The 25,370-nt window shown below is 68.7% G+C and carries 24 protein-coding genes; 21 read left to right on the top strand and 3 right to left on the bottom strand.

Annotated features, from left to right (window positions below):
• The first annotated feature begins 11 nt into the window (after nucleotides 1-11).
• From pyrH to GTO19_RS20185, 21 genes are all read left to right on the top strand, one after another.
• Entirely contained in the window at nucleotides 12-722 is a 711-nt protein-coding gene (pyrH, locus tag GTO19_RS20285) for a UMP kinase (RefSeq protein WP_291024244.1), read from the top strand.
• Between the two features lie 28 nt (nucleotides 723-750).
• Nucleotides 751-1,311 (top strand): ribosome recycling factor, encoded by a 561-nt coding sequence (gene frr / locus GTO19_RS20280; protein WP_291024241.1) that lies wholly within the window; start codon nucleotides 751-753, stop codon nucleotides 1,309-1,311.
• A 29-nt stretch (nucleotides 1,312-1,340) separates the two neighbouring features.
• On the top strand, nucleotides 1,341-2,093 hold the full coding sequence (gene uppS, locus GTO19_RS20275) for a polyprenyl diphosphate synthase (protein WP_291024238.1): 753 nt from the start codon (nucleotides 1,341-1,343) through the stop codon (nucleotides 2,091-2,093).
• The gene (locus GTO19_RS20270) at nucleotides 2,086-2,919 is read left to right on the top strand and encodes a phosphatidate cytidylyltransferase (RefSeq protein ID WP_291024235.1); all 834 of its coding nucleotides are present in this window, start codon (nucleotides 2,086-2,088) and stop codon (nucleotides 2,917-2,919) included. Before uppS ends, GTO19_RS20270 begins: the two co-directional genes overlap by 8 nt.
• A gap of 3 nt (nucleotides 2,920-2,922) precedes the next feature.
• Nucleotides 2,923-4,110, top strand: coding sequence for a 1-deoxy-D-xylulose-5-phosphate reductoisomerase (gene ispC / locus GTO19_RS20265; RefSeq protein WP_291024232.1), 1,188 nt, complete (start codon nucleotides 2,923-2,925; stop codon nucleotides 4,108-4,110).
• A gap of 44 nt (nucleotides 4,111-4,154) precedes the next feature.
• Nucleotides 4,155-5,537 carry an RIP metalloprotease RseP gene (gene rseP / locus GTO19_RS20260; protein WP_291024230.1) on the top strand — a complete coding sequence of 461 codons (1,383 nt, stop codon included), beginning with the start codon at nucleotides 4,155-4,157 and terminating at the stop codon, nucleotides 5,535-5,537.
• 64 nt (nucleotides 5,538-5,601) lie between these two features.
• The gene (gene bamA, locus GTO19_RS20255; protein ID WP_291024228.1) at nucleotides 5,602-7,872 is read left to right on the top strand and encodes an outer membrane protein assembly factor BamA; all 2,271 of its coding nucleotides are present in this window, start codon (nucleotides 5,602-5,604) and stop codon (nucleotides 7,870-7,872) included.
• A complete protein-coding gene (locus GTO19_RS20250; RefSeq protein WP_291024226.1) occupies nucleotides 7,872-8,405 on the top strand; it encodes an OmpH family outer membrane protein in 534 nt (177 codons plus the stop codon). Before bamA ends, GTO19_RS20250 begins: the two co-directional genes overlap by 1 nt.
• Before the next feature lie 9 nt (nucleotides 8,406-8,414).
• Complete coding sequence (gene lpxD, locus GTO19_RS20245) at nucleotides 8,415-9,467, top strand: UDP-3-O-(3-hydroxymyristoyl)glucosamine N-acyltransferase (protein WP_291024224.1); 1,053 nt, start codon at nucleotides 8,415-8,417, stop codon at nucleotides 9,465-9,467.
• Nucleotides 9,464-9,904 carry a 3-hydroxyacyl-ACP dehydratase FabZ gene (fabZ, locus tag GTO19_RS20240; protein WP_291024501.1) on the top strand — a complete coding sequence of 147 codons (441 nt, stop codon included), beginning with the start codon at nucleotides 9,464-9,466 and terminating at the stop codon, nucleotides 9,902-9,904. The genes lpxD and fabZ overlap by 4 nt, the downstream gene beginning before the upstream one ends.
• A 16-nt stretch (nucleotides 9,905-9,920) precedes the next feature.
• Nucleotides 9,921-10,715, top strand: coding sequence for an acyl-ACP--UDP-N-acetylglucosamine O-acyltransferase (gene lpxA, locus GTO19_RS20235; RefSeq protein ID WP_291024222.1), 795 nt, complete (start codon nucleotides 9,921-9,923; stop codon nucleotides 10,713-10,715).
• 13 nt (nucleotides 10,716-10,728) lie between these two features.
• Nucleotides 10,729-11,874, top strand: a complete 1,146-nt coding sequence (gene lpxB, locus GTO19_RS20230) for a lipid-A-disaccharide synthase (RefSeq protein ID WP_291024220.1) — start codon at nucleotides 10,729-10,731, stop codon at nucleotides 11,872-11,874.
• Nucleotides 11,846-12,535: a ribonuclease HII gene (rnhB, locus tag GTO19_RS20225; protein WP_291024217.1), complete on the top strand. Its 690-nt coding sequence runs from the start codon at nucleotides 11,846-11,848 to the stop codon at nucleotides 12,533-12,535. The genes lpxB and rnhB overlap by 29 nt, the downstream gene beginning before the upstream one ends.
• Entirely contained in the window at nucleotides 12,532-13,305 is a 774-nt protein-coding gene (locus GTO19_RS20220) for an RNA methyltransferase (RefSeq protein WP_291024215.1), read from the top strand. The genes rnhB and GTO19_RS20220 overlap by 4 nt, the downstream gene beginning before the upstream one ends.
• Before the next feature lie 167 nt (nucleotides 13,306-13,472).
• The gene (gene carA, locus GTO19_RS20215; RefSeq protein WP_291024213.1) at nucleotides 13,473-14,639 is read left to right on the top strand and encodes a glutamine-hydrolyzing carbamoyl-phosphate synthase small subunit; all 1,167 of its coding nucleotides are present in this window, start codon (nucleotides 13,473-13,475) and stop codon (nucleotides 14,637-14,639) included.
• A 10-nt stretch (nucleotides 14,640-14,649) separates the two neighbouring features.
• The gene (locus GTO19_RS20210) at nucleotides 14,650-15,009 is read left to right on the top strand and encodes a hypothetical protein (protein WP_291024211.1); all 360 of its coding nucleotides are present in this window, start codon (nucleotides 14,650-14,652) and stop codon (nucleotides 15,007-15,009) included.
• Nucleotides 15,010-15,025: 16 nt separating this feature from the next.
• Nucleotides 15,026-18,322, top strand: a complete 3,297-nt coding sequence (carB, locus tag GTO19_RS20205) for a carbamoyl-phosphate synthase large subunit (protein ID WP_291024209.1) — start codon at nucleotides 15,026-15,028, stop codon at nucleotides 18,320-18,322.
• Nucleotides 18,323-18,416: 94 nt separating this feature from the next.
• Complete coding sequence (locus tag GTO19_RS20200; RefSeq protein WP_291024207.1) at nucleotides 18,417-19,379, top strand: helix-turn-helix domain-containing protein; 963 nt, start codon at nucleotides 18,417-18,419, stop codon at nucleotides 19,377-19,379.
• 126 nt (nucleotides 19,380-19,505) lie between these two features.
• Nucleotides 19,506-20,234 carry an alpha/beta hydrolase gene (locus GTO19_RS20195; RefSeq protein WP_291024205.1) on the top strand — a complete coding sequence of 243 codons (729 nt, stop codon included), beginning with the start codon at nucleotides 19,506-19,508 and terminating at the stop codon, nucleotides 20,232-20,234.
• 113 nt (nucleotides 20,235-20,347) lie between these two features.
• Nucleotides 20,348-20,824: a transcription elongation factor GreA gene (greA, locus tag GTO19_RS20190; RefSeq protein WP_291024203.1), complete on the top strand. Its 477-nt coding sequence runs from the start codon at nucleotides 20,348-20,350 to the stop codon at nucleotides 20,822-20,824.
• Between the two features lie 11 nt (nucleotides 20,825-20,835).
• Entirely contained in the window at nucleotides 20,836-21,270 is a 435-nt protein-coding gene (locus GTO19_RS20185) for a DUF4149 domain-containing protein (protein ID WP_291024201.1), read from the top strand.
• Here GTO19_RS20185 and folD read toward each other — a convergent pair.
• The 3 genes from folD to GTO19_RS20170 form a co-directional block, all read right to left on the bottom strand.
• Nucleotides 21,258-22,121, bottom strand: coding sequence for a bifunctional methylenetetrahydrofolate dehydrogenase/methenyltetrahydrofolate cyclohydrolase FolD (gene folD, locus GTO19_RS20180; RefSeq protein ID WP_291024198.1), 864 nt, complete (start codon nucleotides 22,119-22,121; stop codon nucleotides 21,258-21,260). The genes GTO19_RS20185 and folD overlap by 13 nt on opposite strands.
• A 70-nt stretch (nucleotides 22,122-22,191) precedes the next feature.
• Nucleotides 22,192-22,818: a response regulator transcription factor gene (locus GTO19_RS20175; RefSeq protein WP_291024196.1), complete on the bottom strand. Its 627-nt coding sequence runs from the start codon at nucleotides 22,816-22,818 to the stop codon at nucleotides 22,192-22,194.
• Nucleotides 22,815-25,352, bottom strand: a complete 2,538-nt coding sequence (locus GTO19_RS20170) for a PAS domain-containing sensor histidine kinase (protein ID WP_291024194.1) — start codon at nucleotides 25,350-25,352, stop codon at nucleotides 22,815-22,817. Before GTO19_RS20170 ends, GTO19_RS20175 begins: the two co-directional genes overlap by 4 nt.
• Between the last annotated feature and the right edge of the window lie 18 nt (nucleotides 25,353-25,370).

Here is a 25,370-nt window from a genome sequence, read left to right as displayed (position 1 = left end):
GAAAGCCTTTCATGCCCGCCTACCAACGGATCCTGCTGAAGCTGTCCGGTGAAGCCCTCATGGGCGACGACGCCTTCGGCATCAACCGCGCCACCATCGTGCGCATCGTCGACGAGATCGCCGAAGTCACCCGCCTCGGTGTGCAGGTCGCCATCGTCATCGGCGGCGGCAACATCTTCCGCGGCGTGGCCGGCGGCTCGGTGGGCATGGACCGCGCCACCGCCGACTACATGGGCATGCTGGCCACGGTGATGAACTCGCTGGCGCTGGCCGACACCATGAACAAGGCCGGCCTGGTGGCCCGCGTGATGTCCGCCATCGGCATCGAGCAGGTCGTGGAGCCCTACGTGCGTCCCAAGGCGCTGCAGTACCTCGAAGAGGGCAAGGTGGTGGTGTTCGCCGCCGGCACGGGCAACCCCTTCTTCACCACCGACACGGCCGCCGCCCTGCGCGCCGCGGAGATCGGCGCCGAGGTGGTGCTCAAGGCCACCAAGGTCGATGGCGTGTACACCGCCGACCCGAACAAGGACCCGGCCGCCACGCGCTACACCACCATTTCCTTCGACGAGGCCATGGCCCGCAACCTGCAGGTGATGGACGCCACGGCGTTCGCGCTGTGCCGCGACCAGAAGTTGCCCGTCAAGGTGTTTTCCATTTTCAAGCCGGGCGCGTTGCGCAACGTGGTGATGGGGGCCGACGAAGGCACCCTCGTGCACGTCTGAACACCGGTCGCACACAGGAGATCACGACATGAGCATTGCCGACATCCGCAAGAACGCCGAGCACAAGATGCAGCAATCGATCGAGGCGTTCAAGAACAGCCTGACCAAGGTGCGCACCGGCCGCGCCAACCCTGCGCTGCTCGACACGGTGCATGTCGACTACTACGGCTCCATGCTGCCGCTGTCGCAGGTGGCCAACCTGTCGCTGCTGGACTCCCGCACCATCGGGGTCGCGCCCTGGGAAAAGGGCATGGGCGCCAAGATCGAGAAGGCGATCCGCGAGTCGGACCTGGGCTTGAATCCCGCCTCGCAGGGTGACCTGATCCGTGTGCCGATGCCGCCCATGACCGAAGAGCGCCGCCGCGAACTCACCAAGGTTGTGAAGGGCGAGGGCGAGGCCGCCAAGATCGCCATTCGCAACCTGCGCCGGGACGCCAACGAGGCGGTAAAGAAACTCGTGAAGGACAAGGAAGCCTCCGAGGACGATGAGCGCCGCTCGCAGGAAGACATCCAGAAGCTGACCGACCGCATGATCACCGAGGTGGACCGGCTCGTGACCAGCAAGGAACAGGACATCATGGCGGTCTGAGCCCAAGGCTCGATAGTCAGAGTTGGCGCATGCAGAATCCCGCCGCCCCGAACCTGCCCCACCACGTCGCGATCGTGATGGACGGCAACGGCCGTTGGGCCCAGAAGCGCTGGCTGCCCCGAGTGGCTGGCCACAAGCAGGGTGTCGATGCGCTGCGCCGCATCGTTGAGGCCAGTGTGCAACGCGGCATCCGCGTGCTCACGGTGTTCGCCTTCTCGTCCGAGAACTGGAGCCGCCCCGTGGACGAGGTGGCCAGTCTGATGGACTTGCTGGCCCTGGCCTTGTCGCGCGAGGTGCCGCGCCTGTCCGAGACCGGCGTGCGCCTGCATTTCCCCGGTGACCGCTCGCGCCTGTCGCCCCGGCTGGCACAAGGTCTGGCGTCGGCCGAACAGGCCACGCAGGGCAACGATCGCCTGGTGCTCAACGTGTGCTTCAACTATGGCGGGCGCTGGGACATGGCGCAGGCCGCGCAGCGCCTGGCCGATCGTGGCGAGGCCATCACCGAAGAGAGCCTGTCGGCCGCCATGGCACTGGGGCACGTACCCGACCCCGACCTCATCATCCGCACCGGTGGCGAGCAGCGCATCAGCAACTTCCTGCTGTGGCAGGCGGCCTACGCCGAGCTGGTGTTCACCGATTGCCTGTGGCCCGAATTCGACGCCGAGCAGCTCGACCTGGCCCTGGCCGAATACGCGCGCCGCGAGCGGCGCTTCGGCCAGACCTCGGCGCAGCGCGCCGAGGCCACGGCCTTGACCGCCGACGCCGGCCCCCGCGATGCTTAAGCAGCGGATCATCACGGCGGTGCTATTGCTCGCCGTTTTTCTGCCCACGCTGCTGTACCCCTCGATCGAGCCCTTCGCGGCTTTCACGCTCGCGCTGATCGGCGCTGCCGGATGGGAATGGGCTCGGCTCAATGGCTGCGGTCAGACGCGCGCGGTGAGCTGCGGCCTCGCGCTGGCCGTCGCGGGCCTGATCTTCTGGCTGCTCGGGGGCGTCGAGCGCTCCTGGCGTGAACTCTGGCTGGTGCTGGGCGTGGTCTGGGTGCTGCTGGCCGTGGTGCTGCTGCGCGGCGGTACCGGGGCTCTCAAACGTTGCCCGTTGTGGATTCGTCTGTGGTTGGGCCTGTTCCTCATTGCCTGCGCCTGGCTCGCGCTGGTGCAGGCCCGCCTGTTGGGGCTTGGCTTCCTCCTGTCCGTGCTGCTGCTCGTGTGGGCGGCCGACATCGCGGCGTATTTCGGCGGCAAGCGCTTCGGGCGACGCAAGCTCGCGCCCAGCATCAGTCCGGGCAAGAGCTGGGAGGGCGCCGTGAGCGGGCTGATCGGTGTCGTGCTGCTGGCCTGGATGTGGTTGATGGGCACGCAGCGCGGCTGGTTCGCGCCGCGCCACCTCTACGACTACCTGTGGTCGCTCGGGCCGCTGCTGGCGGTGCTCTGTCTGGTGCTTCTTGTCGCCATGAGCGTGGCGGGCGACCTGATCGAATCTCTGGTCAAGCGCGCGGCGGGCGTCAAGGATTCCAGTGGCCTGCTGCCCGGGCACGGCGGCGTGCTCGACCGCATCGACGCGCTGCTGCCTGTGCTGCCCCTGGCCATGATGCTCGTGACGTTCTGATCCATGCCCGCTTCCCCGCAGTCCATCACCATCCTCGGTGCCACCGGCTCCATCGGGCAGAACACGCTCGACGTGATCGCCCGACACCCCGAGCGCTACCGCGTCTTTGCGCTCACCGCCGCGCGCCAGGACGAGATCCTGTTCGAGCAATGCCACCGCTTCGAGCCGCGTTTTGCGGTGCTGGTCGATCCCGCCGCGGCGGACCGCCTGCGCGAGCGCGTGCGTGAGGCGGGCCTGGCCGTCGAGGTGCTCGATGGCGCACAGGCCCTGTGTGAGGTGAGCGAGGCGCCCGAGGTCGATGCGGTGATGGCCGCCATCGTCGGCGCCGCCGGCCTGGCGCCCAGCCTCGCGGCGGCGCGCGCCGGCAAGAAGCTGCTCCTGGCCAACAAGGAAGCCCTGGTGGTCGGCGGCGATCTGTTCATGCACGCGGTGCGCAGCGGCGGCGCCACGCTGCTGCCCATCGACAGCGAGCATTCGGCGGTGTTCCAGTCGCTGCCGGAAGACCCGGCGAGCTGGGAGCGTCGTGTCGACAAGATCGTGCTGACCGCCTCGGGCGGCCCGTTCCGCACCCGCGACCCCGCCACACTGGCAGGGGTGACGCCCGAGCAGGCCTGTGCCCACCCCAACTGGGTCATGGGGCGCAAGATCTCGGTGGACTCCGCGACCATGATGAACAAGGCGCTGGAGGTCATCGAGGCGCGCTACCTCTTCGGTCTGCCGCCCGAGCGCATCGAGGTGGTCATCCACCCGCAAAGCGTCATCCATTCCATGGTGCAGTACCGCGACGGCTCCGTCGTCGCCCAGCTGGGCACGCCCGATATGCGCGTGCCCATTGCCTATGGGCTGGCCTGGCCCGAGCGCATCGCCTCCGGCGCCAGTCCGCTGGATTTCGCCACGCTCGGCTCGCTCAGTTTCGAAACCGCCGACGACCAGCGCTTCCCCGGCCTGCCGCTGGCCTGGTCGGCGCTGCGCGGGCCCGCCGGCACCACGGCGGTGCTCAACGCCGCCAACGAGGAAGCCGTCGCCGCCTTTCTCGACCGGCGGCTGCGTTTCGACCACATTCACGCCGTCAACGAGGCAACTTTGCAGCGCGTAAGCCCATCCAAGCCACAATCGCTGGACGACCTGCTGGCCCTCGACGACGAGGCCCGCCGCTGCGCACGGCAGCAGGTCGGCCGCCTGCAACCCTGATCCTTCGCGCCGGCTGGCCCAGGCCCCGGTGCAGCGAGTCGCCCATGCTCACCGTCATCGCCTTCATCGTCGCCCTGGGCCTGCTGATCGCGGTCCACGAATACGGCCACTACCGCGTGGCCGTGGCCTGCGGTGTCAAGGTGCTGCGGTTCTCGGTCGGCTTCGGCAAACCTGTCCTGAGTTGGCGCCGCGCCGGCAGCCCCACCGAGTTCGTGGTCGGTGCGCTGCCCCTGGGGGGCTACGTGCGGATGCTCGACGAGCGCGAGGCGCCGGTCGATCCCGCCGAGCGCCACCTGGCCTTCAACACCCAGCCGCTGCGCTCGCGCGCGGCCATCGTGGCCGCCGGCCCGGTGGCCAACCTGCTGCTGGCCGCCTTCATCTATGCGGCGATCAACTGGGTGGGGGTGGAGGAGCCACAGCCCGTGCTGTCGGCGCCAGCCGCCGGCACCCTGGCCGAGCGCGCCGGCCTGCACGGCGGCGAATGGGTGTTGCGCGCCAGCGAGGCGAACGGGGATGGCGACGGCGACGGAGCGGGGGAAAGCGTGGTCTCGTTCGAAGACCTGCGCTGGCGCCTCACCCAGGCCGCGCTCGATGGCCACGACCTTACGCTGTGGGTCGCCGCGGCGCCCGAGGCGCCCGCGCGAGCCGTGACGCTGCCGCTGGCCGGGCTGGACGTGCGCGAGGCCGACGCCTCCCTGTTCCGGCGCATCGGCATCACCGCCCCGCACACCGCGCCGCGCGTGGGCCAGGTGTTCGACGGCGGGGCGGCGCAGGCGGCCGGCCTGCTCGATGGCGACCTGGTGCGCCGCATCGACGGGCGGCCCGTGCGCGACGGCCAGGAACTGCGGCGCCTGATCCGCGAGTCGGTGGGCCCGGCGGGTCAGCCCCGCGCGCAGCGCTGGGAAATCGACCGCGCCGGCCAGGCCATGAGCCTGACCGTGACGCCTCGCCCCCAGCAACAAGGCGGCGAATGGATCGCTCGGGTCGAGGCCTACGTGGGCGACGCCCCGGCCATGCTGACCGTGAGGCACGGGCCCATCGACGGCCTGGTGCGTGGCGTGGTGAAGACCTGGGAGGTGTCCTGGCTCACCCTGAAGATGATGGGGCGCATGCTGATCGGCGAGGCCTCCCTGAGCAACCTCAGCGGCCCCCTGACCATCGCGGACTACGCCGGCAAGTCGGCCAGCCTCGGCCTGAGCTCGTACCTGACCTTCCTGGCCCTCATCAGCGTCAGCCTGGGCGTGCTCAACCTGCTGCCGCTGCCCGTCCTCGATGGCGGGCACCTCATGTATTATCTTTGGGAGGCGCTTACCGGCCGCGGCGTGTCAGACGCGTGGATGGAGCGCTTGCAGCGTGGTGGTGTCGTGGTGCTCATGGCGCTCATGTCCGTTGCCCTGTTCAACGATGTCGTCCGCCTCGCCGGCTGAACATTTCCTTCGCATGAATCAACACAAAAGAGGTCTTCGCGGCCTGAGTCTGTCTGCGCTCGCGATGGCCCTGCTAGCCGCCTTGCCGGCGTGGGCGGTCGATCCCTTCACCCTGCGCGACATCCGGGTCGAGGGCTTGCAGCGCGTCGAGCCCGGCACCGTTTTCGCTTCGCTGCCGTTTCGCATCGGCGAGCAGTACAACGACGACAAGGGCAGCGCCGCCATCCGCGCGCTGTTCGGTCTGGGTCTGTTCAGCGACGTGCGCCTGCAGATCAACAACGATGTGCTGGTCGTCATCGTGGAGGAGCGGCCCACTGTCGCCGGCCTGAGCTTCTCCGGCATCCGCGAGTTCAACGACGAGGTGCTGCGCGGCGCACTGCGCGACATTGGCCTGACCGAAGGCCGTCCCTTCGACAAGGCCCTGGCCGACCGCGCCGAGCAGGAACTCAAGCGCCAGTACATCAACCGCAGCTACTACGCCGCCGAGGTGGTGACCACCGTCACCCCCTCCGAGCGAAACCGCGTCGACCTGAACTTCAGCGTGACCGAAGGCGAGATCGCCAAGATCACCGAGATCCGCATCGTCGGCAACCAGGCGTTCTCCGAATCGACGCTGCGCAACCTGTTCGACCTGGACACCGGCAACTGGCTGAGCTGGTACACCAAGAGCGACCGCTACTCGCGCGCCAAGCTCAACGCCGACATCGAAACCCTGCGGTCCTACTACCTGAGCCGTGGCTTCATCGACTTTCGCGTCGACTCCACGCAAGTCGCGATCTCGCCCGACAAGCAGAGCATGTCGGTCACCCTCAACGTCACCGAAGGCGACCGCTACGTCGTGTCCTCGGTGGCGCTGCAGGGCGATTACCTCGGCCGCGAGGACGAGTTCAAGTCGCTCGTGACGCTGAAGCCCGGCGAGGCCTACAACGTCGAGGACGTCACCAACACCACCAAGGCCTTCACCGAATACTTCGGCAACTTCGGCTACGCGTTTGCCCAGGTCGAGGCCACGCCCGACATCGACCGCGTGAACAAGCGCGTGTCCTTCACCCTGCGCGCATCGCCACAGCGGCGCGTGTACGTGCGCCGCATCCACGTCGAGGGCAACAACCGCACGCGCGACGAGATCATTCGCCGCGAATTCCGCCAGTTCGAGGCCGCCTGGTACGACAGCGACCGGATCCGGCTTTCGCGCGACCGCGTGGACCGCCTGGGCTTCTTCACGTCGGTCGAGCTCAACACCGAGCCCGTGCCCGGCTCGCCCGACCAGGTGGACCTCACCGTCACCGTGACCGAGAAGCCCACCGGCAACCTCACGCTGGGCGCCGGCTACTCGCAGGAAGAAAAGCTCTCGATCATCGCGGGCATCCGCCAGGAGAACGTCTTCGGCACCGGCAACTACCTGGGCCTGGACATCAACACCAGCAAATTCAATCGGCAGCTGGTGCTCAGCACGGTCGATCCGTACTTCACCAAGGACGGTGTCTCGCGCGCCTTCGACGGCTACTACCGCACCACGCGGCCGTACGACAACCAGGACGGCGACTACCGTCTGGTCACCAAGGGGCTGAGCGTGCGCTTCGGCGTGCCGTTCACCGAGGTCGACACGGTCTTCTTCGGCGCGGGGGTGGAGCAGACCACCATCGAGCCCGGCAATTTCCTGCCGCAGGCCTACGAGGACTACGCCCAGGAGTTCGGCCGCACCAGCAACACCATCCCGCTTACGCTGGGCTGGACGCGCGACAACCGCGACAGTGCGCTGGTGCCCACCAAGGGTCGCCTGATGCGCGTCAACGGGGAACTCAGCGCCTGGGGCGACGCGCGCTACGCCAAGACCAACCTCCAGTTCCAGCAGTACTTCCCGCTGACGCGCCAGTACACCCTGGCCTTCAACGCAGAACTGGGTTACGGCAAGGGCCTCAACGGTCGCCCGTACCCCGTGTTCAAGAACTTCTTCGGCGGCGGCCTGGGTTCCGTTCGCGGCTTCGAGGGCGGCACCCTGGGCCCGACCTCGCCCGTCATCAACTCGCCGACCGGTGCCCTCATCAACATTGGCGGCAACCGCAGCCTGGCCTTGAACACGGAATTCATCATGCCGTTCCCGGGTGCTGGCAATGACCGCACCTTGCGCATGTTCGGCTTCTTCGATGTCGGCAACGTGTTCGGCGAGAACGACACCCGCGAAAATGCCCGCGACCTGCGCGCTTCCGTGGGCATTGGCGTGAGCTGGCTCTCGCCAATTGGCCCATTGCGTATTGCATTCGCTAACCCCGTTCGCAAGTTCGAGGGCGATAGAATCCAGAGATTCCAGTTTCAGATCGGAACGTCCTTTTGATGAATACCCCAATTCGCCTGCTTGCACGGCATTTCGCCCTGGCGGTGTCGCTTGCGCTGGCCATGGTTGGCGGCGCTGCGGCGCAGGACGCCAAGGCCGGCGCCAAGGTCGGTGCCGTGAATGTCGAGCGCATCCTGCGCGACTCCAGCACGGCCAAGGCCGTCTCGGCCAAGCTCGAGCAGGATTTCTCCAAGCGAGAGCGCGACCTGCGCGCCGCGGCCGATCAATTGCGCCAGGCGGTCGAGAAGTTCGAACGCGAATCGCCCACGTTGCCCGAGAGCCAGCGCGCGCCGCGCCAGCGCCAGCTGGTTGACCAGGAGCGCGACCTGCAGCGCCGCCAGCGCGACTTCCAGGAAGAGCTCAACCTGCGCCGCAATGAGGCCCTGCAACAGGTGGTCGAAAAGCTCAACCGCGTGATCCGCACGATCGCCGAGGCCGAGAAGTACGACCTGATCGTGCAGGAAGCCTATTACGTGAGCCCCCGCGTGGACATCACCGACCGCGTGATGTCCCAGCTCGATAGCGCCAAATAGGTCCCTGCCGTGGCAGCACCGCTGGGCGCCATCGTCGATGCCCTCGGTGGCAGGCTGTTGGGTGACCCGGCATTTTCCGTGCGGCGGCTAGCGCCGCTCGGCAGTGCCCGTACCGATGAGCTGGCTTTCGTGGCCAGCGCGCGCTACGCCAGCCAGATTGCCGCTTCCCAGGCCGGCGCGCTCATCGTGCCGCCAGCGCTCGAGGCCACCACCGCCGACCGGGCGGGGCGCATCGTCACCGACGACCCCTACCTCTACTTCGCGCGCCTGACCCAGTGGTGGCGCGAGCGGCACGAGCCGGCGCGCGCGCCGCGCATCGATCCACTGGCCAGCGTGCATGCCGAGGCGCAACTCGGACCCAACGTGGATGTCGGCCCGTTCGCTGTGATCGAGGCGGGCGCCCGCATCGGCGCGGGCGCGCGCATCGGTGCGCATGCGGTGGTGGGGCGCGACGCAAGGGTGGGCGAGGGCAGTGTGCTGCACCCGCGCGCCACGCTGAGCGAGCGATGCTCCATCGGCGATCGCTGCATCCTGCACAGCGGCGTGGTGATCGGCGCCGACGGCTTCGGCTTCGCGCCGCACCAGGGCCAATGGATCAAGATCGAGCAGCTCGGCGCGGTGCGCATCGGCCACGACGTGGAGATCGGTGCCAACACCTGCATCGACCGCGGCGCGCTCGACGACACCGTCATCGAGGACGGTGTCAAGCTCGACAACCTCATCCAGATCGGCCACAACGTGCGCGTCGGCGCGCACACGGCCATGGCCGGCTGCGTGGGCGTGGCCGGCAGCGCCGACATCGGCGCGCATTGCACCATCGGCGGCGGCGCCGTGGTGCTGGGCCATCTCAAGCTGGCCGACGGCGTCAACATTTCGGCCGCTTCGGTGGTCACGCGCTCCATCCTGCAGCCGGGGCACTACACCGGCATGTTCCCCATCGACGACAATGCCGCCTGGGAAAAGAACGCTGCTTCGCTAAAGCAGCTCAACCGCCTGCGCGAGCGGCTCAAGGCCGTGGAACAAGCGATCGCGCGGGCCCAGACCAGAACGGACGACGCCTGATGGACATCCACCAGATCCTCAAACTGCTGCCCCACCGCTACCCCATCCTGCTCGTGGATCGTGTGATCTCGATCGAGAAGGGCCAGCGCATCCAGGCGCTCAAGAACGTCACCATCAACGAACCCTTCTTCACCGGGCATTTTCCGCACCGCCCCGTGATGCCGGGCGTGCTGATGCTCGAAGCCATGGCGCAGACCGCCGCACTGCTCACCTTCGACACCCTGGGCGTGGCGCCCGACGACAAGACGGTCTACTACTTCGCCGGCATCGATGGCGCGCGTTTCAAGCGCCCGGTGGAGCCGGGTGACCAGTTGCTGATGGACGTGACGCTGGAGCGCGCCAAGGCCGGCATCTACAAGTTCAAGGGCATCACCCGCGTGGGCAACGACGTGGCCTGCGAGGCCGAGCTGATGTGCACCATGCGCACCATCGCGTGACGCCAGGGGCGCGCGCATGAGCCTGATTCACCCCACGGCCCTCATCGATCCCTCGGCCTCGCTCGACAGCTCGGTCGAAGTCGGCCCCTACACGGTCATCGGCCCGCACGTGAAGATCGGCGCCGGCACCACGGTCGGCGCTCACTGCGTGATCGAAGGCCACACCACCATCGGCCGCGACAACCGCATCTTCCAGTTCAATTCGCTGGGCGCGATTCCGCAGGACAAGAAATACGCGGGCGAGCCCTGCGAGCTGGTGATCGGCGACCGCAACACCATCCGCGAGTTCTGCACCTTCAATATCGGTTCGCCCGGCGACAAGGGCGTCACCCGCGTGGGCGACGACAACTGGATCATGGCCTACGTGCACCTCGCGCACGACTGCGCGGTGGGCAACAAGACCATCTTCGCCAACAACACACAGCTCGCAGGGCACGTGGAGGTGGGCGACTGGGTCATCTTCGGTGGCTTCACCGTGGTGCACCAGTTCGTGCGCATCGGTCCCCACGCCATGACGGCCATGTGTTCGCTGCTGTTCGCCGACGTGCCGCCCTTCGTGATGACCCAGGGCCAGCCGGCCGGTGCGCGATCCATGAACTTCGAGGGCCTGCGCCGGCGCGGCTACTCGACCGAGCGCATCGCCGCCGTGAAGGCCATGCACAAGGCCTTGTACCGCGACGACCTCACGCTCGAGCAGGCCACCGCGCGCATCAGCGCCCTGCGCACCGAACGGCCCGAGGCGGCCGAGGACGTGGACCTGATGCTGGGCTTCCTGCGCGGCACCTCGGCGCAGCGCGGCATCGTTCGCTGAGCACGGAGGCCCGGTGAGTTCGTCGCCACGTTTCGCGCTGGTGGCCGGAGAGGCTTCGGGCGATCTGCTCGCGGGCCTGCTCCTGGGCGGCCTGCGACAGCGCTGGCCCGAGCTCACCAGCGTGGGCATCGGCGGGCCGCAGATGGCGGCGCAGGGCTTCGAGGCCTGGTGGCCCAGCGACAAACTGGCCGTGCGCGGTTACGTCGAAGTGCTGCGCCACTACCGCGAGATCGTGGGCATCCGCACCCAGTTGCGCCAGCGCCTGCTGCAAGGCGAGCGGCCCGACGTCTTCATCGGCGTGGACGCGCCCGATTTCAACCTCGAACTCGAGGCGAACCTCAAGGCCGCCGGCGTGCGCACGGCGCATTTCGTGTGCCCTTCCATCTGGGCCTGGCGGCCAGAGCGCGTGCGCAAGATCCAGGCGAGCGCCGACCACGTGCTGTGCATCTTTCCCTTCGAGCCCGCCTTGCTGGCCGAGCACGGCATCGCGGCCACCTACGTCGGACACCCGGTGGCCAATGTGGTGCCCCTCGAGCCCGACCGGCTGGCCGCGCGCCGCCAGCTCGGCCTCCCCGAGGACGCGCCGGTCGTGGCCATCCTGCCGGGCAGTCGAGGCTCCGAGGTCGACTACCTTGCCCGACGCTTCTTCGAGGCTGTGCGGCTGATGCGCCAGACCCGCCCCGGTTTGTGCTTCGTGCTGCCCGCGGTGCCTGCACAGCGCGAGCGCATCGAGCGCGTGGCGCGCGAGGCCGGCGTGGCCGAGCACGTGCGCATCGTGCCCGGCCAGTCGCACGCGGTGCTGGCGGCCTGCGACGTGACCCTGATCGCCAGCGGCACCGCCACGCTGGAAGCGGCGCTGTTCAAGCGGCCCATGGTCATCGCCTACAACATGAACTGGATCTCCTGGCAGATCATGCGGCGCCAGCGCCTGCAGCCCTGGGTGGGCCTGCCCAACATCCTGTGCGGCGACTTCGTCGTGCCCGAGCTGTTGCAGGACGAGGCCTCGCCGCCGCGCCTGGCGCAGGCCGTGCTCGACTGGCTCGACGACCCCGAGCGCGTGCGGGCCTTGCAGGCGCGTTTTGTCCAACTGCACCACGAGCTGCGCCGCGACACCGCGGCGCTGGCCACCGATGCGATCGAAACGCTTCTTGCTCGCTGAACAGGCCACGCTGGTCTGGGACACGCCCGGCCTGCACGCCGGGGTGGACGAGGCCGGCCGCGGCCCGCTCGCGGGCCCGGTGGTGGCCGCGGCCGTCATCCTCGACGAGCTCCAGCCCATCAAGGGCCTGGCCGATTCCAAGCAGCTCACCGCCTTGCAACGGGCGCGGCTCTACGACGAAATCCGTGCCAAGGCCCTGTGCTGCAGCGTGGCCGAAGCGTCGGTGGAAGAAATCGACACGCTCAACATCCTGCAGGCCACCATGCTCGCCATGCGCCGCGCGGTGCTGGGCCTGCGCCTGAAACCCGTCAAGGTGCTGGTGGACGGCAACCGCCTGCCGCCGCTGGACGTGCTGGCAGAGGCCATCGTGCAGGGTGATGCCAAGGTGCAGGCCATTTCAGCCGCGTCCATCCTGGCGAAGGTCACGCGCGACCGCCTGCTCGACGAGCTGCACCTGCGGCACCCGCAGTACGGTTTCAACCAGCACAAGGGCTACGGCACCGCGCAGCACCTGGACGCTCTGCGCACGCACGGCCCGCTGCCGGTGGTGCATCGACGCTCCTTCGCGCCGGTGGCGCAGGCTTTCGCGACGCGCATGAGCTCGGCAGGACTGTCCGAAGAGGCCCTTGCAGCAGCGACGCGCGCGGGGGCGGCCCAATGACGGTCGAACCGCAGGACATCCAGTCGCGCGACAACCCGCTCGTGAAGGAACTGCGCGCCCTGGCCCAGGACAACACGGCCTACCGCCAGCGCGGTCGGGTCTGGCTCGATGGCGATCACCTCTGCCGCGCCTTGCTCGCTCGCGGACAGCGCCCTGCCATCGCGGTGTTCGGCGCCACCGGCTGGGCGCAGGCCGACGCCGAACTGGCCCGCGCCGCGCCGCGCGTGGTGCGCCTGCCCGACGCCATCATGGCCAGCGTGAGCGGGCTGGAGTCGCCACCCGCCATGGGCTTCGTCGTCGATCTGCACGAGGCGCCCGATCTTCAGCCCGAGGCGCCCACCGTGGTGCTCGATCGCCTGCAGGACGCGGGCAACGTCGGCTCCGTCCTGCGCAGCGCGGCGGCCTTCGGCTTCACGCAGGTGGCCGCGCTCAAGGGCACGGCGGCGCTGTGGTCGCCCAAGGTGCTGCGCGCCGGCATGGGCGCACACTTCGGTCTGCGTCTGGTCGAGGGACTCGCGCTCGACGACCTGAGCGCCCTGCGGGTGCCGCTGCTGGTCACCAGTTCGCACCAGGGCGAGTGGCTGCACCGCGCCACCTTGCCCTGGCCCTGCGCCTGGGTGCTCGGCCACGAAGGGCAGGGCGTCAGCCAGGCCTTGATGCAGCGCGCGCAGGCCTTCGTGCGCATCGCGCAGCCTGGTGGGGAAGAGTCGCTCAATGTGGGGGCTGCGGCAGCCATTTGCCTGCATGCGAGCGCGGCTGCAAGGCTATAATTCCGCGGTTTATCTGCAATCGGCGCCTTGCCTCGCGCGCCGCGGCTCCACACCCCAGGAAGTCCGTCCATCCAACGCCCTTCGCGGCTGGTGGGTGGATGCGAAGCCTGCGCGGCACCTGCCGCCCGCGCGCGACGGCCAGCCCACCCCCTTTTCTGGAGATTCCCGTGCTGCCCGTCCACCCGAAAGCCCTTCTCGCGCTCGCTGATGGAACGGTCTTTGAAGGCATCTCCATCGGCGCCACCGGCCAGACCTCGGGCGAAGTGGTGTTCAACACCGCGATCACCGGCTATCAAGAGATCCTGACGGACCCGAGCTACTGCCGCCAGATCGTCACGCTGACCTACCCCCACATCGGCAACACCGGCGTCAACGCCGAGGACGTGGAAGCCACGCGCATCCACGCCGCTGGCCTGATCATCAAGAACCTGCCGCTGCTGGCCTCCAACTTCCGCAGCGAGGCCACGCTCAGCGACTACCTGCGCCGCGAGAACACCGTGGCCATCGCCGACCTGGACACCCGCGCGCTCACGCGCCGCCTGCGCACCCACGGCGCACAGAACGGCTGCATCCTCGCGCTCGAGGCCGGCCAGGCCATCACCGACGCCCACCGCAAGGTCGCCATCGATGCCGCCAAGGCCGCGCCCAACATGGCGGGGCTGGACCTGGCCAAGGTCGTGTCGGTCGACAAGCCCTACGCCTGGACCGAGACCGAGTGGACGCTCGGTCAGGGCTATGGCCAGCTCGGCGAAGCCGCCTTCCACGTCGTCGCCTACGACTTCGGCGTCAAGCACAACATCCTGCGCATGCTGGCCGCGCGCGGCTGCCGCGTCACCGTGGTACCGGCGCAGACGCCCGCGGCCGAGGTCTTCCAGTTGCAACCCGACGGTGTGTTCCTCTCCAACGGCCCCGGCGACCCGGAGCCCTGCGACTACGCCATCGCCGCCGCGCGCGAGATCATCGACGCGGGCCTGCCCACCTTCGGCATCTGCCTGGGCCACCAGATCCTGGCCCTGGCCAGCGGCGCCAAGACCTTCAAGATGAAGTTCGGCCACCACGGCGCGAACCACCCGGTGAAGGACCTCGACGACGGCCGCGTGTCCATCACCAGTCAGAACCATGGCTTCGCAGTGGACGAGAAGACCTTGCCTGCGAACCTGCGCCCCACCCACGTGAGCCTGTTCGACGGCACGCTGCAGGGCCTGGCCCGCACCGACCAGCCGGCCTTCTGCTTCCAGGGCCACCCGGAAGCCTCGCCCGGCCCGCACGATATCGGCTACCTGTTCGACCGCTTCGTCGCGCTCATGAAGGAACGTGCGGCCGTCGCCGCCTGACAGGGCCTGAATGAAGCTCTTCAGCTTTCCCGCCGCCGCCATCGAGAAGGCCATTGCCAAGCGCCAGCTCACGCTGCCATCGCCGCACAAGGAGTGGTTCGCGCAGCGCTGGGCGCAGAAGCCCTACCGCAAGGCCTTCCTCGACAACAAGGCGGTGCCGCTGGTGACGCTGCTGGCCAAGTGCAAGACCTGGGACGACGAGACCTTCAACAGCGAAATGGCCGCGTGGGACGTGCGTTTCCACGAGGCAGAGGCCGAGGTGCTGCGTCCCCTCATCCAGGGCGATGGCCTGCTGCAACTGATGCAGAAAGCCGTGCCCGCCGAGCGCGCCCAGGCCCTGCTCGACAAATTGAATCAACGCGTGGACTGATCCGCGCCGACACAAGATGCCCAAGAGAACAGATATCCAGACCGTGCTGATCATCGGCGCCGGTCCCATCATCATCGGCCAGGCCTGCGAGTTCGACTACTCCGGTGCGCAGGCGTGCAAGGCCCTGCGCGAAGAGGGTTACCGCGTGGTGCTGATCAACAGCAACCCCGCCACCATCATGACGGACCCGGCCACGGCCGACGTGACCTACATCGAACCCATCACCTGGCAGACGGTCGAGAAGATCATCGCCAAGGAACGCCCGCAGACGGCCGGCGGCTTCGCCATCCTGCCCACCATGGGCGGCCAGACCGCGCTCAACTGCGCGCTCGACCTCTGGCGCCACGGTGTGCTCGCCAAGTACGGTGTCGAACTGATCGGCGCCACGCCCGAGGCCATCGACAAGGCCGAGGACCGCCTGAAGTTCAAGGATGCGATGACGCGCATCGGCCTGGGCTCGGCGCGCTCGGGCATCGCACACACGCTGGACGAAGCCTGGGCCGTGCAGAAGACGGTGGGGTTCCCGGTGGTGATCCGCCCGAGCTTCACGCTCGGTGGCACCGGTGGCGGCATCGCCTACAACCCGGAAGAGTTCGAGATCATCTGCAAGCGCGGCATCGAGGCCTCGCCCACCAACGAGCTGTTGATCGAAGAGTCGCTGCTCGGCTGGAAAGAGTACGAGATGGAGGTTGTGCGCGACAAGGCCGACAACTGCATCATCGTCTGCTCGATCGAGAACCTGGACCCGATGGGCGTGCACACCGGCGACTCCATCACCGTGGCGCCCGCGCAGACGCTGACCGACAAGGAGTACCAGATCCTGCGCAACGCCAGCCTCGCGGTCCTGCGCGAGATCGGCGTCGACACCGGCGGCTCCAACGTGCAGTTCGCCATCAACCCGAAGGACGGCCGCATGGTCGTCATCGAGATGAACCCGCGCGTCTCGCGCTCGTCGGCGCTGGCCTCCAAGGCCACGGGCTTTCCCATCGCCAAGGTCGCGGCCAAGCTCGCCGTGGGCTACACCCTCGACGAGCTGCGCAACGAGATCACCGGCGGCGCCACGCCGGCCAGCTTCGAGCCCACGATCGACTACGTGGTCACCAAGATCCCGCGCTTCGCCTTCGAGAAGTTCCCGGACGCCGACGACCGCCTGACCACGCAGATGAAGAGCGTGGGCGAGGTCATGGCCATGGGCCGCACCTTCCAGGAAAGCTTCCAGAAGGCCTTGCGCGGCCTGGAGGTCGGCGTCGATGGCATGAACGAGAAGACCCAGGACCGCGAGACGCTGGAGAAGGAGCTCGGCGAGCCTGGCCCCGAGCGCATCTGGTACGTGGGCGACGCCTTCGCCGCCGGCTGGACGGCCGACGAGGTGCACCAGTTCACCAAGATCGACAAGTGGTTCCTCGTGCAGATCGAGGAGATCGTCAAGCTCGAACTGGCCATGGACGCGCTGACCGCCGAGAAGGGGGAGGGTGCGCTGGCCTCGCTCGACGTGACCACGCTGCGCGAGCTCAAGAAGAAGGGCTTTTCCGACCGCCGCCTGGCCAAGCTGCTCAAGACCAGCGACGCCGCCGTGCGCGCGCGCCGCCGTGAACTCGGCGTGCGTCCGGTCTACAAGCGCGTGGACACCTGCGCGGCCGAGTTCGCCACCACCACCGCCTATCTGTACTCCACCTACGAAGGCCACGGCGACGCCGAGTGTGAGGCCGAGCCCACCACCAACAAGAAGATCATGGTGCTGGGCGGCGGTCCCAACCGCATCGGGCAGGGCATCGAGTTCGACTACTGCTGCGTGCACGCCGCGCTCGCCCTGCGCGAGGACGGCTACGAGACCATCATGGTCAACTGCAACCCCGAGACGGTGTCCACCGACTACGACACCAGCGACCGCCTCTACTTCGAGCCGCTCACGCTGGAGGACGTGCTGGAGATCGTCGACAAGGAGAAGCCCGACGGCGTGATCGTGCAGTACGGCGGCCAGACGCCGCTCAAGCTGGCGCTGGGCCTGGAGGCCGCGGGCGTGCCCATCATCGGCACCTCGCCCGACATGATCGACGCGGCCGAAGACCGCGAACGCTTCCAGAAGCTGCTCAATGAGCTGGGCCTGCGCCAGCCGCCCAACGCCACCGCCCGCACCGAGGCCGAGGCGCTGGAGAAGGCCGCTGCCCTGGGCTACCCGCTGGTGGTGCGCCCGAGCTATGTGCTCGGCGGCCGCGCCATGGAGATCGTGCACGAGCAGCGCGACCTGGAGCGCTACATGCGCGAGGCCGTGAAGGTCAGCAACGACTCGCCCGTGCTGCTCGACCGCTTCCTCAACGACGCCATCGAGTGCGACGTGGACGCGGTGCGCGACGCCACCGGCCGCGTGTTCATCGGCGGCGTGATGGAGCACATCGAACAGGCCGGCGTGCACAGCGGCGACTCCGCCTGCTCGCTGCCGCCGTATTACCTGAGCAAGGCCACGGTGGATGAGCTCAAGCGCCAGACCGCCGCCATGGCCCAGGGCCTGAACGTGGTGGGCCTGATGAACGTTCAGTTCGCCATTCAAGAAGTGGACGACAGCGAAAAGGGGGGCGGCGCGAAGAAGGACGTGATCTACGTGCTCGAGGTGAACCCGCGCGCCTCGCGCACGGTGCCCTTCGTCTCCAAGGCCACGGGCATTCCGCTCGCCAAGGTGGCCGCGCGCTGCATGGCGGGCCAGTCGCTGGACCAGCAGGGCATTGGCAATGAGGTAGTGCCGCCGTACTTCAGCGTCAAGGAAGCCGTGTTCCCCTTCGTCAAGTTCCCGGGCGTGGACACCATCCTTGGCCCCGAGATGAAGTCCACCGGCGAGGTGATGGGCGTGGGCAAGACCTTCGGCGAAGCCTTCGTGAAGAGCCAGATCGGCGCGGGCACCAAGCTGCCCACGGCCGGCCGGGTCTTCCTCACGGTCAAGAACAGCGACAAGCCGCGCGCCGTCGAGGTGGCGCGCCAGCTCGTGGACCTGGGCTTCGAGCTGATCGCCACGCGCGGCACGTCCGCGGCCATCGAGGCCGCCGGCCTGTCCGTTCAGATGGTCAACAAGGTCACCGAAGGCCGTCCGCACATCGTGGACATGATCAAGAACGGCGACATCGCCCTGGTCATCAACACGGTGGAGGAGCGCCGCAACGCCATCGCCGATTCGCGCGCGATCCGAACCTCGGCGCTGCTGGCCCGCGTGACGACCTTCACCACCATCGCGGGCGCCGAGGCGGCCGTCGAGGGCATGAAGTACCTGACCAGCCTGGACGTGATTTCCGTGCAGGACATGCACGCGCGGCTCGCGGCATAAAGAAGCTCCGGCGCCGCGCCTCGCCCGGCGAATGCAGCGGGCCTGCGGGTTTGCGCCAAGGCGGCTCGGCGCCCGCGGCCCTACAGTGCGGCCCATGTTGCCCGCTCGACTTCCTGGCGCCCGGCGATGGAGCACCGATGCCGTGCCGCCCGAGCGGCGGCTCGACTATTGGGTCGGCGCGATCTGCGAGGCCTTCCTGGAGATGGACTGCAGCTCGCGCGAGGCGCGGCACTTCGATGGCCGACTGGTGAGCGTGGCCTCGGGCGCCCTGTCCTTCAACCAGGTCGAGGCCAGCACGCAGGACGTCTACCGCACGCGCGCGGCCATCGCGCGCGGCGCGCAGCAGCCCTTCTACCTGATCGCTCACCGCCGCTCGCCGTGGCACGTGGTGCAGGGCGGGCAGCGCCTTGGCCTGCGCCCCGGCGATGCGGTGCTGGTCGATTCGGCGCGCACCTACGAGCTGCACTACCCCGCTGCGGTGGAGGTGGTGTCCATCCAGTTGCCGCGCGCCTGGGTGGGGCAGTGGCTGCGCGAGATCGACCATCCCGCCGCGCGCGTGGCCTGGCGCGACCAGGGCTGGGGCCAGGCGCTGTCGGCCTGGTGCCTGCAGTTCGCGCACGAGCCCGGCCTGGCCTCGCTGGTGCCTGAGCACCTGCTGGCCGATCAGCTCGGCGCGATGCTGTCGGCCGCCTTGGAGCCTGCGGTGGCGCCCACGCGCGCGGGCCTCGATCTGCTCGCGCGCGCCGAGGCGCTGATGCGCGATCGCCTGGACACCGCCGGCCTGCAAGCGAGCGATGTGGCGCTGGCACTGGGCGTGTCGCTGCGTACCCTGCACCGCGCCTTCGCCGCGGGCGACACCACGTTCGCCAACACCTTGCGCGGCCTGCGCCTGCGGCGCGCGGCCGACCTGCTGTCACAGCCCCGCCTGGCCGGCGTCAGCGTGACCGAGATCGGCCGGCGCTGCGGCTACGCCGATGCCTCGCACTTCGTGCGCGAGTTCCAGCGCCGGCACGCGCTCACCCCGGCGCGCTGGCGCCGCGACCGGCTCGCCCGCTGAAGCCCGCGCGCCGCGTGGCACGGGCAGGCCATCGGCCTGGCACGCACGCGCCATCGCGCCCTGGGCTGCGCGCCTACGCTGCGCGCAGCGCCCGGCCGCTCGGGCGCCTTCCTACAGGAGACATGCATGGCCGATACCTACGTCCTGGTTCACGGTGCCTGGCACACCGGTGAGCTCTTCGAACCCGTCGCTCAGGCGCTGCGCGCGCGCGGGCACGTGGTGCACACGCCCACGCTCGCAGGCAACCGCCCTGGCGATGATCGGGCCACGTCCGGCCTCACCGAGGCCGCCGACTCGCTCGCGTCCTACCTGGAGCAGCACGACCTGAAGGACGTGCGCCTGATGGGCCACAGCTACGGCGGCATGGTCATCAGCCAGGTGGCGGCGCGCCTGCCGCAGCGCATCGCGCGGCTGGTGTACTGGGTGGCCTTCGTGCCGCTGGACGGCGAATGCCTGAACGACATGGTGCCGCCGCACTACAAGGCGCTGTTCGATCAGATCGCCGCCGCCAACCACAACGCGGTGATGCTGCCGTTCCCCATCTGGCGCGAAGCCTTCATCAACGACGCCGACGCCGCGCTGGCGCAGAGCACCTACGACCAGCTCAACCCCCAGCCCTACCGCTGCTTCACCGAGCCTGTGCGCCTGGGCACGCAGCTTGCCGCGCTGCCCATGGGCAAGAGCTACCTGCTGTGCACCGAGGACACCGCCATGCCGCACAGCCTGCCCTGGCACCCGCGCCTGTCGGAGCGGCTGGGCCTGTACCGCCTGGTGTCCACGCCCGGCAGCCACGAACTGTGCTTCACCAACCCGGGCCTGCTGGCCGAAAAGATCGAGCAGGCCGGACGCGACTGAGCCCCTCCCGGTGCCGCGGCATCGGGTTGACCGGCAGGCCCGCCGGGGCATAATGGCTTTTCGACACCGCCGAGCGGCAACGCCCGGCGGTTTGCTTTTGTGGAGAGACAGACATGGCCACCATCCCCATCACCAAACGCGGCGCTGAAAAGCTCAAGGAAGAGCTGCACCGGCTCAAGACCATCGACCGCCCGGCGGTGATCAACGCGATCGCCGAAGCGCGCGCGCAAGGCGATCTGAGCGAGAACGCCGAATACGACGCGGCCAAGGACCGCCAGGGCTTCATCGAAGGCCGCATCGCCGAGATCGAAAGCAAGCTCTCGACGGCGCAGATCATCGACCCCAGCGCGCTGAACGCGGGCGGCAAGGTGGTGTTCGGCGCCACCGTTGAGCTCGAGGACGAAGACAGCGGCTCGGCCGTCACGTACCAGATCGTGGGCGAGGACGAGGCCGACCTGAAAGAAGGTCTCATCAACATCGGCAGCCCGATCGCGCGCGCGCTCATCGGCAAGGAAGAGGGCGACACCGCCGAGGTGCAGGCCCCCGGCGGCACGCGCCGCTACGAAATCGTGGCTGTGCGCTACGCCTGATCGCGCGAGCGATGCGACTGCAACGCCCGGCACTGATGCTCGCCGCCGTGTGGTGGGGCGGCATCACGGCCTTGAGCTTCCTGGCCGTACCCACGCTGTTCGCGTCGCTGGGCCCGGCCGTGGCGGGGCCGGTGGCGGCGAAGCTGTTTTCCCTGCAGTGCTGGGCCGGCGTGGTCATCGGTGCGGTGCTGCTGGTCATCGTGCAGCGCGACGGGCCGGGCGGCGACAACGCCGCGCTGCTGGCACTGGTCTGCCTCGGGCTCATGCTGGCCCTGGTGCAGGAGTTCGGTGTGGCGCAGAAGATCGTCACCGCGCGGGCGAGCGGCGGCAACCTCAAGCTCTGGCACGGCGTGGGCACCGCGCTCGTTGCGGGCCAGTGGCTGTGCAGCGGCGCGCTGCTGTGGCGCCTGAGCCGGCCCCGGCCGGCGATCGATCAGCCCGCCTGAGCGGAGGCCTGGCGCTCGGCCGAGTCGAGCGTGTTCACCATCAGCATGGTGATGGTCATCGGCCCGACCCCACCCGGCACCGGCGTGATCCAGCCAGCGACCGCTTTCACGCCGTCGAAGTCCACGTCGCCGCAGAGCTTGCCGGCCTCGTTGCGGTTCATGCCCACGTCGATCACCACCGCGCCGGGCTTGACCATGTCGGCGGTCAACACATTGCGCTTGCCCACGGCGGCCACCACCACGTCGGCCTGGCGCGTGAAGCCGGCAAGGTCCTTCGTGCCGCTGTGGCACACGGTGACGGTGGCGTTGGCCTGCAGCAGCAGCAGCGCCATGGGCTTGCCCACGATGTTGCTGCGCCCGATCACCACCGCGTGCTTGCCGCGCAGGTCGTAGCCGATGTGCTCCAGCATCTTCATGCAGCCGTGCGGCGTGCAGGGCCAGAAGCCGGGCAGGCCGGTCATCAAGGCACCGGCGCTGGCCACGTGAAAGCCGTCCACGTCCTTGGCGGGGGAGATCGCCTCGATCACCTTCTGCGCGTCGATGTGCGCGGGCAGCGGCAGTTGCACCAGGATGCCGTGGATCGAAGGGTCCTTGTTCATCGCCTCCACGCGCGCCAGCAGGTCCGCCTCGCCCATCGTGGCGGGCCAGGTCTCCAGCACGGAGTGCATGCCGGTGTCCTCGCAGGCCTTCACCTTGTTGCGCACGTAGACCTGCGAGGCCGGGTTGTCGCCGACGAGGATGACGGCCAGGCCCGGGGTCACGCCGCGGGCCTTCAAAGCCTGCACGCGCGTGGCCACGTCGGCGCGGAGTTGGCGGGAGAGGGCGTTGCCGTCGATGAGCTGGGCGGTCATGGTGCTGCGGTGGCTGAGGGGAAAACGAAACGCCCGCCAAGGTGGCGGGCGTTGGCGGGAGGGTGTTCGGTCAGGCTTTCGCGGGCGTCTGGCCCAGGGCGATCTTGAGCAGGTCGGCCACCGTGTTGGCACCGAGCTTTTCCATGATGTTGGCGCGGTGCGCCTCCACCGTCTTGATGCTGATGCCCAGGTCGTCGGCGATCTGCTTGTTCAGGCGGCCGGCGACGATGCGCTCGAGCACCTGCGATTCGCGGCCGGTGAGCTTGGAGAGCAGGGCGTCGCGGCTGGCGGCCTGCTGGTGGGTGGCGAAGGCCTCGCGCGCGTGTTCCAGCATGCGCTCGACCAGGGCCACGAGCTGGTCTTCCTTGAAGGGTTTCTGGATGAAGTCCAGCGCGCCCTTCTTCATGGATTCGACCGCCATGGGCACGTCGCCGTGGCCGGTGATGAAGACGATGGGCAGCGGCGACTGGCGCTCGACCAGTCGGTCCTGCAGCTCCATGCCGGTCATGCCGCCCATGCGGATGTCGGCGATGAGGCAGGCGACCTCGCGGGCGTCGTAGCGGGAGAGAAAGGCCTCGGCCGATTCGAAGCAGCGAACCCGGAAGTCCTTGCCCTCGAGCAGCCACTGGAGGGAATCGCGCACGGCCTCGTCGTCATCGACGACATAGACAGTGCCCTTTTTGGGGATCAAGCTCATCTCGCTCTCTCGGTGTCCGTCAGTGGTTCGTTGGCGGCGGTGTCCGGCGAACCCTGGGGTTGAAGTCGCGACGCGACGGGGATCCAGAAGCTGAAGCAGCACCCCGTCACCTCCGTGCCATTGTAGAGGTTCTCCATGCGCATCCGGCCATGGTGAGACTCGACGATGCTGCGGCACAGCTTGAGGCCGATGCCCATGCCTTCGCTCTTGGTGCTGTAGAAGGCCTCGTAGATGCGCTCGAGCATTTCCTCGGGCACGCCCTTGCCCGAGTCGCGCACTTCGAACTCGACCACCTGCTCGCCGTCGAGCTGGCGTGGCGCCACGCGCAGCTCCACCAGGCGCTCGCCTTGCGGCCGACCCGCCTGCACGATGGACTCGCCCGCGTTCTTCAGCAGGTTGATCAGCACCTGCTCGATCAGGATCGGGTCGACCATGAGCGCGGGCAGGCGCGCGGCCACGTAGGGCGTGAGCCGCACCTGCTGGCGCCGCAGCTCGATGTCGGCGAGTTCGATGGCGTTGTTGACCATCTGCGCCACGTCCGACAGCGTGGGGTTGGGCTCGCTGCGCTTCACGAAGGCGCGGATGCGCTGGATGATCTGGCCCGCGCGCTGCGCCTGGCGCGCGGTCTTCTCCAGCGCCACCAGCATCTCCTCGGGCGAAATGCGCTGCTCTTGAAGGCGCGAGATGATGCCGTTGCAATAGTTGCTGATGGCCGTGAGCGGCTGGTTGAGTTCGTGCGCCACGCTGGAGGCCATCTCGCCCATGGTGATGAGGCGGCTGGCGGTCTGCGCGCGCTCGGTCTGGCGCGCCGCCTGCTCTTCGGCGGTGCGCCGCGGCGTGATGTCGCTGGCGATCACCATCTGCGCCAGGCGCCCGTCCACCCAGGTGAGGTAGCGCGTGCGCACCTCCAGCCAGCGGTCGAGCTCGGGCACGAAGACCTCGGCGTTCTCCACGCCGGCGTCGGTGAGCGTGCCCGTGGGCATGCCGGCGAAGGCATCGACCTGGTCGGCGTCGTCCAGCGCGGGCTGGGGCTGGTTGCCCGCCAGGTCCACCAGGTGGCGGTGGCCCTGGCCGCGCGTGCCGAACCACAGGCGGTACATCTTGTTGGCGAACAGCAGTTCTTCGCTGCCCAGCGGCGCCACCGACACGGCCGAATCCAGCGACTCCAGCACGGTGGTGAAGCGCTCGTAGGACGCCGACAGTTCCTCGCGGATGCGCTTGGGCTCGGTGATGTCGGTCATGGACGTCATCCAGCCGGTCTGGTGTCCCTTGGGGTCGATCAGCGGCGAGACGTACATGCGCGCGTCGAACACCGTGCCGTTGCGGCGGCGCACGCGCACCTCGAAACCACCCGGGGTGGAGCGGCCGTTGAGCTCGTCCTCCAGCCGCGCGTGCAACTGCTCGTGGTCTTCCTCGGGCCAATAGGGAAAAGGCGCGGTGCGGCCCACCAGCTCGGCCTCGGTCCAGCCCGTCATCGAGCAGAAGGCCGGGTTCACGTAGGTGATGCGGCCCTGGATGTCGAGGGCGCGCATGCCGGTGAGCATGGAGTTCTCCATGGCCCGGCGGAAGTTGGTCTCGGCGACCAGGGCCTGCTGCGCCTGCACCCGCCGGCGCGTGTGGCGCCAGGTGCCGATCAGCATCCACACGGTAAGCGCCGAGAGCGCGCCGATGACGCCGAAGAAGCCCGAGCCCACGATGTCCTGCGAGGTGCGGTAGCCCTGCGCCTTGAGGATCAGGCCGTTGCCCACGGGTGAGACCGGCACCTCGTGCTCCAGCGAGGGACTGGACCAGGGCAGGAAGGACAGCACGGGCTCGCCGGTCTGCAGGCTGCCGGCCAGCACCGTGCCCGTGTCGTCGAGCAGGGCGACGGCGTAACGGGCCATGATTTCGGGCGGCATGCCGAAGCGCATGAGGCCATCCACCGAGTACTCGCCCATCACCGTGCCCGCGAAACGGCCCTGTTCGGACAGCGGCACATGCAGCATCAGGCGCGCGCCGCGCGGGTCGTTGTCGGTGAGCGGGCGCGAGTAGATCGGCTGGCGCAGGTCGCGCGCCAGGTCGAAGCTGCCGTCGGTTTCGGACGGTGTGAGCGCCGAGCCCGTGGCGCGCATGAGCGCCACCGGCGCGCTCGGCGAGGTGTAGCCCGCGAGCACGCGCCGGCGCCCGTCCACCCAGGTGATGGCCAGCAGCTCGGGGAACTGGCTCACCAGGGTCTCGGCCTGGAAGGCGAACTCCTCGGCATCGATGGCCTGGTTGTCGATCTCGCGGGCCAGGCGCATCAATTGCTCCTGGCGCTCCAGCAGGCGCAAACGCAGCCGCTGCTGGGCGTATTCCACGTCGCGCGTCACGGCCTCGCGCTCGCGGTCGATCTCCTCGAATCGCAGGTAGGCAATGGCCACCACGATGGCGGCCAGGAAGAGCAGCACCGCCAACAGCGGGCCCAGGGTGGCGAAGCGGTCCTGCCGCGACGGCGGCAACCGGCGCCACCAGCGTTTCCACCACGGGGCGGTGGTGGCAGGGGGGGTATGGGACATGGCGGGAGGAGTCTACGT

The organism is Hydrogenophaga sp. (assembly GCF_011772445.1).
GTDB lineage: Bacteria > Pseudomonadota > Gammaproteobacteria > Burkholderiales > Burkholderiaceae_C > Hydrogenophaga.
This window is presented reverse-complemented; position numbering and strand designations above follow the sequence as displayed.